The sequence below is a fragment of the Aquincola tertiaricarbonis genome (assembly GCF_000969605.1).
Taxonomy (GTDB): domain Bacteria; phylum Pseudomonadota; class Gammaproteobacteria; order Burkholderiales; family Burkholderiaceae_C; genus Aquincola; species Aquincola tertiaricarbonis.
The window spans coordinates 62,897-76,945 of record NZ_JZUE01000003.1 but is presented as its reverse complement, the minus strand read 5'-3'; the positions used below and the strand labels follow the sequence as shown (position 1 = coordinate 76,945).

Genomic DNA, 14,049 nt, shown 5'->3' with positions numbered 1-14,049 from the left:
ACCTTGCGCTTCAGGGTGCCGGTGGGGCCGCCTCCACGACCGTCAGCGTGCGGTAGCGGGTGACGGCCGCGTCGGAGGCCGGCACCTCGCCCGTGGGCAGGTACTGCTCGTTCTGCAGCACCACCATGCGGCCGTCGGCCAGCGCCAGCGGCCACCACTGGATCACCTGCTCATAGCCGCCGGAGTCGGGTCGCACGATGTGCGCCTGGCCGTCGGTTTGCAGCGTCCAGCGGCCCGCCGCGTCGTACACGGACGCGGTGCCATCGGCCTGCAGCGTGATGCGCCACCTGCCATAGGCGCCATCGGGGTCGAAGTCCCATGCACGCGCCAGGTCGGCTGCCGTCGGCGTGTACCGCTTGGCCAGCGGCGCGATCGGCACCACCGCGGCCCAGGCGGTGGGCGTGCCGATGCGGCCCTGCACCAGCCAGGATTCCAGGCCGTCGGCCGTGGCCGGGCGCAGCCGCGTATAGCGCCATTCCGCGCCCGTGTTGTCCTTCAGGCTGAAGCTGCCGTCGGCCACGCTCAGCGTGCGCTCCACGCCCGCCAGCTCCAGCCGCGCCCGGGTGGCGGACTCCACCTGCAGCACGTCGGCGGCCAGGCCGTCGAAGCTGGACGACGGCGCGCGCAGCACCGCACCGGCCCAGCGGGTGCCCGGCGCGAGGTCGGCCGCTTCCACCGGGTAGGCATCCAGTGCGGTGGCCACCGACGCCGGCTGCCACGGCTCGGCCTGGGCGGCCAGGAGCACCTCGCCGCTGCGCGGGCCTTCGCTGACGGTCTGGCGCTGCAGGCGGGAAGACACCGCCAGTTGACGGCCGCTGACCAGCCGCAGCCGCAGGCCGGTGGTCTCGACGTTCACGCGCAGCATCTCCTGGGTCTGCGGGTCCGGCGCCCACGTGGTGTAGTCCAGGCGGGGCTGGGCATAGCTGACGGACAGGTCGCCGTCCTGCACCTGCCAGCGGAGGTCGCGCGTGCCTTCGGGCGCAGTGGCGGTGCCGCCACCATCGGCACGCAGCAGCCACAACTCGCCCGGGCCATAGACGTCCTGCACCACCAGCGTGGCCTCGCCGGTGGCGGGGCCGGTGAAGGGCACGGCGGGCGCGCGGTCCATCGTGTCCGAGAGCGCCGACCACCAGCTGCCGTCGACCATCATCTCGTTGCGCCGCGCACGGGTGGCGGACGCATCCAACGCGAAGGCCCAGGTGTCGGCATGCCCTGCGGGCAGGGGCTGGCCATGGTCGATCACCTGCTGCAGCAGCGTGGCCACCATCAGCGCTGCTTCGGGCGACACCGTGGCCAGCGCCGCGTCCAGCGCCTCGCCCGTCTTGGGCGCGCCGTCCTTGCCACGCGAGATCAGCGCGGCGATGGCGGTGCTGACGTGGGACACGTCCAGCCCCGGCTCGTCGGCTGCGCTGACCACGCCGGCGGCATCGATGTCCTCGGCCACCGCGCCGGCCGTGCCGGCATAGCCGACCAGGCGCACGGTGGCTTGCATGCCGGTGCCGGTGGCCTCGATGCGCACCACGTCGGCCTGCGCATCGGCGGTCACCTCCACGCGGTAGCGGCCGTCGGCGTCGGTGGTGGTGCCGAACTCGTCGTCGCCCACCGCCACCTTCACCGCGGCCCGGGCCAGCGGCGCGTCGGCCACGGTGCCGGCCAGGGTCATGCGGGCCTGCACCGCGATGCGCACCGGCACCGCCACCTGGATGCCGGCACCGCTGGCGGTGTAGGTCACCGTCTCCACGCCGAACCAGCCGGGCTCAGGTGTATAGACAAGTCGGCCATCCACCATGGCCGCGGTGCCGTGTTCGGGCTCGGCCACCGAGGCCACGGTCACCGGTCCGTCGTTGCTGCTGTCGTTGGCCAGCACGTCCACCGTCACGCTGGTGTTCCAGGGCATGGTGGCGCTGTCTGCATCGGCGTTCAGCACCGCGGCATCGTCGCCGTCGCCGCCGCAGCCCGCCACCAGCGCGGCGGCCAGCCAGGCGACGCAGAACGGCGCACCGGTGCGCCATCGGCGGCGCGCGGGCTGGGGGTGGCGGGAGCGGCCGGCGGCGGCGCGGGGCTCGGGTGTGTGCGGGCGGGGCATGCGATCCTCCTAGGGGCGCCCGCGGCCCGGGACATCCAGCCGGCAGGCAGCGGCCGCAGCGGGCCGCCGGCGCACTCTCTTCGGCCCCGGTGCGGCAGCACATCCGCTGGCTGATGGAGGCGCTGCCGCCGCCTCCTGCATCTGCAGGAGGCCTTTCCTACAATCCCCGATCGCCCCGAGCGCCCCACTGCCTCGGCGTGCACCCCATGACCCACCGCAAAATCTTCGTCACCACCGCCCTGCCCTACGCCAACGCGCCCTTCCACATCGGCCACATGATGGAGTACATCCAGGCCGACATCTGGGTGCGGCACCAGCGCATGCAGGGCCACGAGGTGCACTTCGTGTGCGCGGACGATGCCCACGGCGCGCCGATCATGATCGCGGCCGAAAAGGCCGGCAAGACGCCGCAGGCCTTCGTGGCCGACATCGCCGCCGGCCGCCAGCAGTACCTCGACGGCTTCCACATCGGCTTCGACAACTGGCACTCCACCGACGGCCCCGAGAACCACGAGCTGGCGCAGGACATCTACCGCGCGCTGCGCAAGGCCGGCCTGATCACCGAGCGCTCGATCGAGCAGTTCTTCGACCCGGTGAAGAACATGTTCCTGCCCGACCGCTACATCAAGGGCGAGTGCCCCCGGTGCGGCGCCAAGGACCAGTACGGCGACAGCTGCGAGGTGTGCGGCGCGGTGTACTCCCCTACCGAGCTGAAGAACCCGTACTCGGCGCTGACCGGCGCCACGCCGGTGCTCAAGACCAGCGTGCACTACTTCTTCCAGCTCTCGTCGCAGCGCTGCCTCGACTTCCTGAAGGACTGGACGCACACGCCGGGCCGGCTGCAGCCCGAGGTGCTGAACAAGATCAGCGAATGGTTCGCGGTGGACGAGCACGGCCACGGCGGCCTGGCCGACTGGGACATCAGCCGCGACGCGCCCTACTTCGGCATCCGCATCCCCGACACCGAGGACAAGTACTTCTACGTGTGGCTGGATGCGCCGGTGGGCTACCTCGCCTCGTTGAAGAACTACTTCGGCAAGACCGGCCGCGACTTCGACGCCTTCTTCGCCGACCCGGCGGTCGAGCAGATCCACTTCATCGGCAAGGACATCACCTACTTCCACACGCTGTTCTGGCCGGCGATGCTGCACTTCAGCGGCCGCAAGACGCCCGACCACGTGAACGTGCACGGCTTCCTGCAGCTCAGCGGCGAGAAGATGAGCAAGAGCCGCGGCACCGGCCTGTCGCCGCTGAAGTACCTGGAGCTGGGCATGAATGCCGAGTGGCTGCGCTACTACCTGGCGGCCAAGCTCAACGGCCGGGTGGAAGACGTGGACTTCAATCCCGAGGACTTCGTGGCCCGGGTCAACTCCGACCTGATCGGCAAGTACGTCAACATCGCCAGCCGGGCCGCGGGTTTCCTGAACAAGCGCTTCGAAGGCCGCGTGCTGCCGGTGGCCGAGCTGCCGGCCGCCGATGCCGCCATCCACGACCAGATCGTGGCCGCGCAGCCGGCGCTGTGCAGGCTGTTCGACGAGCGCGAGTACGGCAAGGCCCTGCGCGACATCATGGCGCTGGCCGACGTGGTCAACGGCTACACCGACGAGAACAAGCCCTGGGAGCTGGCCAAGAAGCCCGAGGCCGCCCAGCGCCTGCACGAGGTGTGCAGCACGCTGATGCGTGCCTTCGAGCTGCTGACGCGCCTGCTGGCCGCCGTGCTGCCGGATACCGCGGCGCGGGCCGCCACCTTCCTGAACGTGCGCTTCGACCGCAGCATCGGCCCTTCGCAGGTGGAGCGCATCGGCGAGTTCAAGCACCTGATGCAGCGCGTGGACACGCAGCAGCTCGACGAGCTGCTGGCCCCGCCGCCGGCGCCCAAGGTGGTGCCGGGCGGCGAGGACATCGCGCCCGAGATCAAGATCGACGACTTCGCCAAGGTCGACCTGCGCATCGCCAAGATCGTCAATGCCGAAGCCGTGGAAGGCAGCGACAAGCTGCTGCGGCTGACGCTGGACGTGGGCGAGGGCCGCACCCGCAACGTGTTCAGCGGCATCAAGTCGGCCTACAAGCCCGAAGACCTGGTGGGCAAGCTGACGGTGATGGTGGCCAACCTGGCGCCGCGCAAGATGAAGTTCGGCCTGAGCGAAGGCATGGTGCTGGCCGCATCGCATGCCGACGAGAAGGCCGAGCCCGGCATCTTCGTGCTGGAGCCCGGCCCGGGCGCGCAACCCGGCATGCGGGTGCGCTGAGCACGTCGGCGCTGTGCCTCAGCCGCCGCGCTTTCGGCGGCGGGCCACGGCGCCCATCAGCGCCAGGCCGCCCAGCATCAGCGCATAGGTCGAGGGCTCCGGCACCGGCGCCAGGGCCAGGTCGCCGTTGACGCCCAGCGCGACGAACTGCGTGAACTCGCCGGTCGAGAAGTTGTTGTCGGCCACCAGCATCAGCGTCTTGCGACCGCCGACGTCGGCACCCCAGGTGATGCCTTCGATGTTGTCCAGCACCAGGGCGGAGCCGTCGTCGTTGCGCAGCGTGCCCAGGTCCAGCAGCAACGACTTGCGCATGGTGCTGAAGCTGGCGCCCTGCAGCGAAGCCAGCGACGACACGTCGCTGGCGCCCACGGTGTCGGTCAGGTACAGCCGGATGTTGAAGCCCACGCCGGTGGAGAACGACCGCTCCATCGCGATGAAGCGGCCTTCGGACACCGCCAGCATCTCCACCAGGCCGTTGTCGGAGAAACCGCCCGGCGCGGGCGCGGCGACGATGGCATCGGTGCGGTAGACGTACTGCGCACCGGCCTGGCCGCTGGCCAGGTTGAACTCGGCCACTCGGCTGTACGAGCCGGCGGCCAGCGTGGCGGCCGGGCCGTCCTGCACCAGGGCGCCTTCGGTGGCCACGTAGGCACGGGTGCCGTCGGTGGACAGCGTCAGGCTCTCGAAGGCCAGGTTGTTGCGCACGCCGCGGTCGCCCGCGGCATTGCCGGCGACGGTGCCGGCCGGCAGGAAGGTGGCGGGCACGTCGACGCCGCGCACGGGGGTGCCGTCGAGGTGCATCTCGCGCAGCGTGGGGTTCTGCAGGCCGGCGGCGCTGCGCTGGCCTTCGCTGGTCCACAGCAGCGTCGGGCCTTTGGCGCCACGCACCAGGCGGATCGATTCCGGGTCGACGCCGGCCGCGGCGAACGGCTGGCCGTCCAGGTTGCGCAGCGTGGTCACGCCGGTGAACTGCACGCCGGCGGCGCTGGCGTTGTTGGCGCGCTGGAACTGCGCGGTGTCCAGCGTCATGCGGTAGTAGCGCGCCGGGTTGAGCTGGCTGCGGTCGTCGCTGATGGCGATGTAGGTCTGGGTGGCCGCGTCGTAGTCGATGCCCGAGAGACCGCCCACCTGCGTACCGGCGAACTGCGTGCCGGTGGCCAGCGTGGCCTGGCCCAGGTAGTCCAGGCCGACCGGCGCGGCCATCGGGGCGCTGGCGGCCAGCATCAGCATCAGCGCAGCAAGGGGGCGAAGCGTGGGAGTCATGCGGTGTCCTGCGGAAGGCAATGAAAGAGCCGCATGCTCGCGGCCGACCATGACCTGCGCATGAAAGCGCACCACAATCGGCGCGTGACACATGCCGCCCCTGCCCCGCAGAACCTGCCGCCATCGCGCAGGCGGCGCTTCATGGCGCGTGTGCATCACTGCGGCCCTCCGATCCTCGCTGCCTGGCATTCCCGTCACAGCAGCCCACCGGAGACCGCATGCCCCCGATCCCGCTCCACCGCTTCCGCCCTCGCCTGCTCGGCAGCCTGAAGGGCTACGGCCGCGACCGCTTCCTCGCCGATGCCGGCGCCGGCCTCACCGTCGGCATCGTGGCGCTGCCACTGGCCATGGCCTTTGCCATCGCCAGCGGCGTCAAGCCGGAGGCGGGCTTGTTCACCGCGATCATCGCGGGCTTCATCATCTCGGCGCTGGGCGGCTCCAACGTGCAGATCGGCGGGCCGGCGGGTGCCTTCATCGTCATCGTCTACGGCATCGTCGAGCGCCATGGCCTGGCCAACCTGCTGATCTCCACCGTGATGGCGGGCGTGCTGCTGTTCGCCATGGGGCTGCTGCGGCTGGGCGCGCTGGTGCGCTACGTGCCGGTGAACATCGTCATCGGCTTCACCAACGGCATCGCGGTGCTCATTGCGCTGTCGCAGGTGCGCGACCTGCTCGGCCTGCGCATCGACAAGCTGCCGGCCGACTTCTTCTCGCAGCTGCGCGCCTTCGGCCAGGCGATGCACACCTTCAACCCGCATGCCCTGGTGCTGGGCCTGCTGTGCTTCGGCGGGCTGCTGCTGTGGCCGCGGCTGTTCAAGCGCGGCGACCTGCTGCCCGGCATACACCTGCCCGACCGGCTGACCGAGGCCGGCATGTTCCAGGCGGCGGCCCGCATGCCGGGGCAGATCGTCGCGCTGGTCACGCTCACGCTGGCCAGCACGCTGCTGGCGCTGCCGGTGGAGACCATCGGCTCGCGCTTCGGCGGCATACCGAAAGGCCTGCCTGCCTTTGCGCTGCCGGCCTTCAGCTGGCAGACGGTGCAGCAGCTCTTCATCCCCACGCTGACCATCGCCGTGCTGGGTGCGGTGGAGTCGCTGCTGTGCGCGCGGGTGGCCGACAGCCTGGGCCAGTCGGCCTTTCCGCGCCACGACCCCAACCAGGAGCTGATGGCCCAGGGCGTGGCCAACATCGTCACGCCGTTCTTCGGCGGCATACCCGCCACCGGCACCATCGCCCGCACCGTGACCAACCTGCGCGCCGGAGCCACCACGCCGGTGGCCGGCATGGTGCATGCGGTGGTGCTGCTGGCCATCGTGCTGCTGGCCGCGCCGCTGGCGCTGCACGTGCCGCTGGCGGTGCTGGCCGGCATCCTGCTGTTCGTGGCCTGGAACATGGGCGAATGGCACGAGTTCGCCCGGCTGCGGCAGTTCTCGCTGGCCTACCGCACCACGCTGCTGGGCACCTTCGTGCTCACGGTGGTGTTCGACCTCACGGTGGCGGTGCAGGTGGGCCTGGTGTCGGCCTGCGTGTTCTTCATCTGGCGCATGGGCACGCTGTTCCAGGCGCAGCCCGTCCCGTCGGGCGTGGCCGGCGTGCAGGTCATCGGCCTGTACGGCGCGCTGTTCTTCGGCGCGGTGGGCAAGATCGAGGACCTGGCCGACCAGGTGCCCGCCGACAGCCGCGTGCTGGTGCTGGAGATGCACCGGCTGGTGTCCATGGATGCCTCGGGCCTGGACGCCCTGGTGCAGCTGCAGCGGGCCTTGCAGCGCCGAGGCGTGCGCCTGGTGCTGGCCGACCTGAATCCACAGCCGCGGTCGCTGGTGCGCCGCGCAGGCTTCGAGACGGCGCTCGGCGAAGGTGGCCTGGCCGCCACGCTGGACGAGGCCCTGCGGCGCTGGGCGCCCGCGCAGCCGCTCAGCCCGGCGACGTGATGCGCGGGTCGTCGCCGATGCCGGTGCGCAGCACCTTCATGCCGGCATCGAACACCACGGTGAAGGCCTTGGCCTGCCCGCCGTCCTGCCAGCGCCAGTCCCATTCGGTCTGCTGCTTCAGGGCGTAGGTCTGCTGCTTCGCCGGCCGGCCCAGCAGGCGGCGCACCTCGTCGGCCGACATGCCGGGCTGCACCCGCTCCAGGTTGCGCGCGGTGAGCACCTGGCGCAGCGCCGTCATGCGGCCATCCGGGCCGATGGTGATTATGTAGTTGACCGCGCCTTCGGGCTGGCGGGGATAGTCGAAAGTGCGCGAACCGTCGGGCTCGTCGAACACGGCTGCAGGTTCGCCGAATTGTTTTCGCACATCGGCCTCGGTGGCCACGCCTTCTTCCAGCTTGGCGATGCGCTCGGCATCGCAGCCAGCCAGCAGGCCGGCCACCGCGGCCGCGGCTGCCAACACGGCCTTGATCGTCCAGTTGTCCATGGGTGCCCCGGGTAAACTCTGAAGTTCCTGCCTCATTCTTGTCCACGCGCCATGCCGCTCTTCTGGAAGCCCTACAAGTCCGACGTGACCCAGTTCATCGACTCGCTGAAGGCGCAGAAGCCCACGCTGGAAGCCGAACAGCGCGCCGGCCGTTCCCTGCTGTGGGACCGGCCCATCGACCGCCAGGCGCAAGCCGAATACAAGGACGCCCGCGTGGCGCAACAACCCTACGTCTACCAGACCAAGGGCAAGTAAGCGGCCCGCCGCCGACCGCCCGCACCCGGCGTCGCCGATGTCCGAGCCCACGCCCGCCCCCGGCGGCGCCCTGCCGCCCGCGGTGCTGGAAGCGCCGCCGCACGTCATCGACACGGTGGCCGTGGCCCGCCTGTACGGCGAGCCGCTGTTCGCGATGCCGCAGGATCTCTACATCCCGCCGGACGCGCTGGAAGTCTTCCTGGAGGCCTTCGAAGGCCCGCTGGACCTGCTGCTGTACCTGATCCGCAAGCAGAACTTCAACATCCTCGACATTCCGCTGGCCGACGTGACGCGCCAGTACCTGGCCTACGTCGACCAGATCCGCAAGAGCAACCTGGAGCTGGCCAGCGAATACCTGCTGATGGCCGCGATGCTCATCGAGATCAAGAGCCGCATGCTGCTGCCGCCGAAGAAGTCGGCGGACGGCCATGAGGCCGAGGACCCGCGGGCCGAGCTGGTGCGACGGCTGATCGAGTACGAGCAGATGAAGCTGGCCGCCTTCAAGCTGGATGCGCTGCCGGTGCTGGGCCGCGACTTCCTGCGGGCGCAGGTGACGGTGGAGCAGAGCCTGAAGCCGCGCTTCCCCGACGTGTCCATCGACGAACTGCGCGAGGCCTGGGCCGACATCCTCAAGCGTGCGCGGCTGAACCAGCACCACAAGATCAGCCGCGAGCAGCTGTCGGTGCGCGAGCACATGACCATCGTGCTGCGCCGGCTGCAGGGCAAGCGCTTTGTGGAGTTCGAGGAGCTGTTCGACACCAGCCGCGGCGTGCCCGTGCTGGTGGTCACCTTCATCGCGATGCTGGAGCTGGCGCGGGAGCGCCTGCTCGAGGTGACGCAGGCCGAGGCCTTCGCCCCGATCTACGTGCGCCTGGCCTACGCGCCCAGCTGAGCCGCGCGGCGGCGCTGCGCCAGCACGCCCACCGCGGCCAGGCCGCCCAGCATCAGCGCATAGGTCGAAGGCTCGGGGATGGCGGACACCGTGGCCAGCATGCCGCCCGCGATCACCTGATGCCCCAGCGTGGTGGGGTGGATGCCGTCCCAGAACAGCGCGGTGGCCGGGTCGCAAGCGGCCGCCGGGTTGCCGCAGGCATCGGTGACGTTGAGGAACGGCGAGTTGTTCGACGGGTCTTGGGCGGCGGCCACCACCGTACTCACGAGGCCGTAGAGGTCGAAGGTGTACACACCCTGCTCGCCGGCCAGTTCCTCCTCCAGCTTGGCGTTCATCTGCGCGGTGAGGAAGCTGGCACCGGCCTGTGCCGCCGGGCCGGCCAGCCGCGCGGCCGGGGTGAGGCCGAGGTTGGGCGCGTTCCACACCACGATGTGCCGGGCGCCCGCGGCCTGCAGGCTGTCCACGATGCCGCCGACGTCGGCCGCGTAGGTGGCCGCGGTGGTGGCGATGGTGGTGTTGGCGTCGGCGCCGCCGGCGATGGCCACCAGCGCATCGCGGCCGTTGTTGCCGCCGCCGGCCACCACGTACAGCGCATCGGGCGGCAGCAGATTGCCGGTGGCCGACAGCAGTCCGCCCGCCTGCACCGCCAGGCTGGGCGCCGCACCGCCGCTGGTGCGCGCGCCGCCGAAGGCGAAGTTGGTGCCGCCTGCCAGCGAGGGCGCAGCCGACTGGCCCAGGGCCTGCGCGAAGGTGGTGGCCCAGACGTCGCCGTTGGACAGCGTGCCGCTGCCGTACGGCCGCGCGGGCACGTAGGCATTCGACGAGATCACCTGCGCCGGATCGGTGCCCACCGCCGCGGCGGCATTGCCCGCGTCCGACAGGCTGTCGCCGAAGATGTACAGCCCGTTGAAGCTGGTGGCGGCCTGGGCGAGCGGCGCGGCCAGCACCAGGCAGGCGGCCCACAACCAGGGGCGGGCACGGAACGGGGCGGTCATGGCACTTCTCCTGCGGGTGTTTGGGCTCGGACTCTAGCCACAGCCCGCCGCCCGCGACAGGGGGCGACAAGGGATTGCCACGCACACCCCGGGCGGCTACCGCATGCCCAGCTTGAAGGCGATCATCGCCCGCAGCTTGTTGGGCAGCACCGGCTTGATGAGCAGGTGGAAGTCATGCGTGGCCGATTCGTCCTCGTGCCCGCCCAGGCTGCTGCCGGTGACCACGATGGCCGGCAGCGTCGCCTTCGGCCAGCGCCCGCGCAGCACGGCCAGCGCCTCCAGCCCGGTGGTGCCGGCGGGCAGCCGGTAGTCCACGATGAGCAGATCGGGCTGCAGCGTGCCGGGCTGGGCGACCCAGGCCTGCACCGCCTCCACCGTCTCGAAGGCGTCCACCTGCGCGCCCCAGGCCTGCAGCAGCACCACCAGGCCTTCGCGCACCGCGGCTTCGTCCTCCACCACCACCATGCGGCGGCCTTCCAGCGTGAGGCCGATCGCCGCCTTGCTGCGGCTGATGTCGCGCTCCACCCGCCGCTGCTCGATGCCCATGGGCAGCTCCAGCGAGAACACGGTGCCCCGGTCCACCCGCGATCGCACCTGCAGCGGCGCCTGCAGCAGGTCGGCCAGCCGCTTGACGATGGCCAGCCCCAGTCCCAGGCCCTTGCGGTGGTGCGCCTCCAGCGGGCGGCTGGTGTGCACCTGGTAGAACTCGTCGAAGATGCGTGGCAGCGCCGCCTCGGACACGCCGATGCCGCTGTCCCACACCTGCACCAGCATGCGCTCGCCGCGCTTGCGGCAGCTCACCAGCACGCCGCCGTCCTCGGTGTAGCGGATGGCATTGCTCACCAGGTTGCGCAGGATGCGCTCCAGCAGCACCGGATCGGTGTGAACCACATGGCGGTCGCCATGGAAGCCCAGCGCCAGGCCCTTCTCGAAGGCCAGCGGCTCGAAGTGCAGCCGCAGCCGGGTGAACACCTCCTTCATGCGCACCGGATGCGGATTCACGTCCACGCCGCCGCTGTCGATGCGGGTGATGTCCAGCAGCTCGCCGAACAGGCCTTCCAGCGCATCCACGCTCTCGTTGATGCTGTTGACCAGCGAGGCCACCTCGGGGTCGCGGATGCGCTGGCGCAGGGCCTCGGCGAACAGGCCCATGGCATGCAGCGGCTGCCGCAGGTCGTGGCTGGCCGCGGCGAAGAACTGGGTCTTGGCGCGGCTGGCGGCCTCGGCCGCGCGGCGGGCCTCGTCGGCGGCGGCCTTCTCCACCCGCAGCTGCGCGGCCAGCTGGTCGGTGCGGGCCTTCAGCATGATGGCCTGCTCCAGCGCGCTGCGGTGGGTGCGGCCGATGACCAGCGTGGCCACGAAGATCACGCCCAGCACCACTGCCAGCTGCCAGTGGAACGGCTCGGAGCTGTCGGTGACGATGCGCAGGATGGTGGGCACCAGCACCAGGCTGATGAAGGCATTGAACACCGGCCCCTGCGTGACCAGCAGCTGCACCGCGCCCAGCGTGTAGGCATAGGCCACCAGGATCAGCGCCAGCCGGTGGTAGGGCGTGCCCAGCTCCCAGAACAGCCACACCGTGGCGCCCCACTGCGCGCCCTGCAGCAACACCAGCACCAGGTAGCTGGGATACCAGCCCAGCAGGGTGGCATCGTCCAGCGTGCCGGCCTGTTCCTGCCGGTGGTAGCGCCACCAGTGGGCCAGGCGCAGCAGCCACAGCAGCATGACCGCGGCGAGCCAGCCGCCCAGCACCATCGGATGGGCCAGCGGCAGGAACACGCCCACCACCACGCCGAAGCCCACCGCATTGCCGGTGAGCGACGCGGGGCTTTGCGCGATCAGCGCGCGGACGTGGTCAGCCTTCATCCGCGGCGGTTGGGCTTCCAGGCCTGGAAGCTGGGCAGCTGCCCCTGCGTCATCTGGCTGACCGCCAGCACCGCCTGCGTGCGCGAGCTGACGTTGAGCGCCCGCAGCACCGCGGCCACATGGTCCTTCACCGTTTCCACGGAGAGGTTCATCTCGCGCGCGATGAGCTTGTTGGGCTTGCCCTGCAGCAGCTGGGCCAGCACGTCGGTCTGCCGCGGCGTGAGGCCCAGCGCGGCCAGCGAGGTGGCGTTCTGCTGGAAGGGCGCGGCCTCGGCCTGCTGGCCGATGCGCATCACGTCGGGCACGGTGTCGAGTTCCGACGGCGGCGGCGGCGCGGCCGCATAGTCGCCGCCCAGGGACATCGGCGGCACGAAGATGCCGCCCGACATCACCAGCCGCAGCGCCTCGAACAGCATGTCGTTGGAGGCCCGCTTGGGCACGAAGCCCATCGCGCCCAGGTCGATGGCCTGGATCACGTCGCTGGCCCGGTCGGAGGCCGACACCACCACCACCGGCAGCGCCGGGTACTGCCCGCGCAGCTCGGCCAGCACGTCGAAGCCGTTGGCATCGCCCAGCTGCAGGTCCAGCAGCACCAGGTCGAACTCGGGATCGTGCTGCAAGTGGTTGCGCAGCTCGGCGGCGCTGGCCACGCCCACCACCGTCACATCGTCGCCCAGCCCGCGGATCACCCCCTGCAGGGCCGACAGGATCAAGGGATGGTCATCGACCAACAGCACCTTCATGGCGAAGCTCCTCGTGCCCTTTGAAGGGCTTGGGGGCCATGGTAGCGCGGCTATGCGAGGGCTTCGTCCACCAGTTCCACCCAGTGCCTTACCGGGGTTTGCGTCCCCGACTGCAGCTGCTGGATGCATCCCACGTTGGCCGACACGATGACCTCCGGCCGGGTGGCCTCCAGGTTGGCCAGCTTGCGGTCGCGCAGGGTGTGCGACAGCTCGGGCTGCAGCACCGAATAGGTGCCGGCCGAGCCGCAGCACAGGTGGCTTTCGCGCGCGGCCAGCGTCACCTCGAAGCCCAGCGCCGCCAGCCCGGTTTCCACCGGTCCGCGCACCTGCTGGCCGTGCTGCAGCGTGCAGGGCGGATGGAACACCACGTTCTTCGGCCCGCCCCCACGCAGCTTGCCGGCCAGCGACGGCGCCAGCTCGGGCAGCAGCTCGCTCAGGTCGCGCGTCATCGCGGACACCTTGGCGGCCTTGGCCGCGTAACGCGGGTCGGTGCGCAGCGCATGGCCGTATTCCTTGACCGTCACGCTGCAGCCGGAGGCATTGATGACGATGCCCTCCACCTGCCCGCCCGACAGCATCGGCCACCAGGCGTCGATGTTGCGGCGCATGTGCTCATGCCCGCCTTCCTGGTCGTTCAGGTGGGTCTTGATGGCGCCGCAGCAGCCGGCCGAGGGCGCCACCACGGCCTGGATGCCGGCCGCGTCCAGCACGCGGGCGGTGGCGGCATTGATGTTGGGCGCCATCGACGGCTGCACGCAGCCGGCCAGCACCAGCACCTTGCGCGCATGCTCGCGCTTCGGCCACTCGTGGGCGCGCGGTGGCTGGCGTTCGGGCACTTTGTCCTTCAGCACGCCGGGCAGCATCGGCCGCACCATCTGGCCCAGCTTCATCGCCGGCTTGAACAGCGGCGAGGTCAGGCCTTCCTTCAGCAGCCAGCGCACCGCACGCTCGCCGGCGGGGCGCTGCACCCGTTCTTCCACCACCTTGCGGCCGATGTCCACCAGGTGGCCGTACTGCACGCCCGAAGGGCAGGTGGTCTCGCAGTTGCGGCAGGTCAGGCAGCGGTCGAGGTGGATCTGCGTGGCGCGCGTGGGCTCGGCGCCTTCGAACACCTGCTTCATCAGGTAGATGCGGCCGCGCGGGCCGTCCAGCTCGTCGCCCAGCAGCTGGTAGGTGGGGCAGGTGGCGGTGCAGAAGCCGCAGTGCACGCACTTGCGCAGGATGGCCTCGGCCTCCTCGCCTTCGGGCGTGCCCTTGAATTCGGGTGACAGCGTGGTCTGCATGG

9 protein-coding genes and 4 pseudogenes are annotated in these 14,049 nt (G+C 70.7%); 4 read left to right on the top strand and 9 right to left on the bottom strand.

The genetic code is table 11. The annotated features are described in order from the left end of the window. Nucleotides 1-10 precede the first annotated feature (10 nt). The gene (locus VO99_RS04455) at nt 11-2,086 is read right to left on the bottom strand and encodes an Ig-like domain-containing protein (protein WP_046111622.1); all 2,076 of its coding nucleotides are present in this window, start codon (nt 2,084-2,086) and stop codon (nt 11-13) included. A 206-nt stretch (nt 2,087-2,292) separates the two neighbouring features. Between VO99_RS04455 and metG the strand changes: the two genes are divergently transcribed. Continuing rightward, entirely contained in the window at nt 2,293-4,335 is a 2,043-nt protein-coding gene (metG, locus tag VO99_RS04450; RefSeq protein WP_046111621.1) for a methionine--tRNA ligase, read from the top strand. Nucleotides 4,336-4,353: 18 nt separating this feature from the next. On the opposite strand, the pseudogene VO99_RS31965 reads toward metG, so the two are convergent. Continuing rightward, nucleotides 4,354-4,443 (bottom strand): annotated as a pseudogene (locus VO99_RS31965) (PEPxxWA-CTERM sorting domain-containing protein); the annotation flags it as partial. Nucleotides 4,444-4,515: 72 nt separating this feature from the next. After that, nucleotides 4,516-5,538 (bottom strand): annotated as a pseudogene (locus VO99_RS04445) (esterase-like activity of phytase family protein); the annotation flags it as partial. Nucleotides 5,539-5,816: 278 nt separating this feature from the next. On the opposite strand from VO99_RS04445, the gene VO99_RS04440 reads away from it, so the two are divergent. Beyond that, nucleotides 5,817-7,529, top strand: a complete 1,713-nt coding sequence (locus tag VO99_RS04440) for a SulP family inorganic anion transporter (RefSeq protein ID WP_046111619.1) — start codon at nt 5,817-5,819, stop codon at nt 7,527-7,529. On the opposite strand, the gene bamE is transcribed toward VO99_RS04440, so the two are convergent. Next, the gene (bamE, locus tag VO99_RS04435; protein ID WP_052736081.1) at nt 7,513-8,013 is read right to left on the bottom strand and encodes an outer membrane protein assembly factor BamE domain-containing protein; all 501 of its coding nucleotides are present in this window, start codon (nt 8,011-8,013) and stop codon (nt 7,513-7,515) included. The two genes, VO99_RS04440 and bamE, sit on opposite strands and share 17 nt — an antisense overlap. Nucleotides 8,014-8,064: 51 nt before the next feature. On the opposite strand from bamE, the gene VO99_RS04430 reads away from it, so the two are divergent. Together VO99_RS04430 and VO99_RS04425 are read left to right on the top strand one after the other, a co-directional pair. After that, nucleotides 8,065-8,268, top strand: a complete 204-nt coding sequence (locus tag VO99_RS04430; RefSeq protein WP_046111617.1) for a DUF3460 family protein — start codon at nt 8,065-8,067, stop codon at nt 8,266-8,268. 37 nt (nt 8,269-8,305) lie between these two features. Then, nucleotides 8,306-9,160, top strand: a complete 855-nt coding sequence (locus VO99_RS04425) for a segregation and condensation protein A (protein WP_046111616.1) — start codon at nt 8,306-8,308, stop codon at nt 9,158-9,160. Here the strand turns inward: VO99_RS04425 and VO99_RS31960 are convergent. The 5 genes and pseudogenes from VO99_RS31960 to glcF form a co-directional block, all read right to left on the bottom strand. Next, nucleotides 9,145-9,252, bottom strand: a pseudogene (locus VO99_RS31960) (PEP-CTERM sorting domain-containing protein); the annotation flags it as partial. The gene VO99_RS04425 and the pseudogene VO99_RS31960 overlap by 16 nt on opposite strands. 27 nt (nt 9,253-9,279) lie before the next feature. After that, a pseudogene (locus VO99_RS04420) lies at nt 9,280-10,155 on the bottom strand (SGNH/GDSL hydrolase family protein); the annotation flags it as partial. A 96-nt stretch (nt 10,156-10,251) separates the two neighbouring features. Further along, nucleotides 10,252-12,021, bottom strand: a complete 1,770-nt coding sequence (locus VO99_RS04415) for an ATP-binding protein (protein ID WP_046111614.1) — start codon at nt 12,019-12,021, stop codon at nt 10,252-10,254. Further along, entirely contained in the window at nt 12,018-12,764 is a 747-nt protein-coding gene (locus tag VO99_RS04410; RefSeq protein ID WP_046111613.1) for a response regulator, read from the bottom strand. Before VO99_RS04410 ends, VO99_RS04415 begins: the two co-directional genes overlap by 4 nt. Nucleotides 12,765-12,814: 50 nt before the next feature. Beyond that, nucleotides 12,815-14,047: a glycolate oxidase subunit GlcF gene (gene glcF, locus VO99_RS04405; RefSeq protein ID WP_046111612.1), complete on the bottom strand. Its 1,233-nt coding sequence runs from the start codon at nt 14,045-14,047 to the stop codon at nt 12,815-12,817. Between the last annotated feature and the right edge of the window lie 2 nt (nt 14,048-14,049).

What these genes read in the sequence shown, in the direction of transcription:
- VO99_RS04440 (WP_046111619.1), top strand. Translation starts at nt 5,817, where the DNA reads ATGCCCCCGATCCCGCTCCACCGCTTCCGCCCTCGCCTGCTCGGCAGC.
- VO99_RS04430 (WP_046111617.1), top strand. Translation starts at nt 8,065, where the DNA reads ATGCCGCTCTTCTGGAAGCCCTACAAGTCCGACGTGACCCAGTTCATC.
- bamE (WP_052736081.1), bottom strand. Translation starts at nt 8,013, where the DNA reads ATGGACAACTGGACGATCAAGGCCGTGTTGGCAGCCGCGGCCGCGGTG.
- VO99_RS04455 (WP_046111622.1), bottom strand. Translation starts at nt 2,086, where the DNA reads ATGCCCCGCCCGCACACACCCGAGCCCCGCGCCGCCGCCGGCCGCTCC.
- glcF (WP_046111612.1), bottom strand. Translation starts at nt 14,047, where the DNA reads ATGCAGACCACGCTGTCACCCGAATTCAAGGGCACGCCCGAAGGCGAG.
- VO99_RS04410 (WP_046111613.1), bottom strand. Translation starts at nt 12,764, where the DNA reads ATGAAGGTGCTGTTGGTCGATGACCATCCCTTGATCCTGTCGGCCCTG.
- metG (WP_046111621.1), top strand. Translation starts at nt 2,293, where the DNA reads ATGACCCACCGCAAAATCTTCGTCACCACCGCCCTGCCCTACGCCAAC.
- VO99_RS04415 (WP_046111614.1), bottom strand. Translation starts at nt 12,021, where the DNA reads ATGAAGGCTGACCACGTCCGCGCGCTGATCGCGCAAAGCCCCGCGTCG.
- VO99_RS04425 (WP_046111616.1), top strand. Translation starts at nt 8,306, where the DNA reads ATGTCCGAGCCCACGCCCGCCCCCGGCGGCGCCCTGCCGCCCGCGGTG.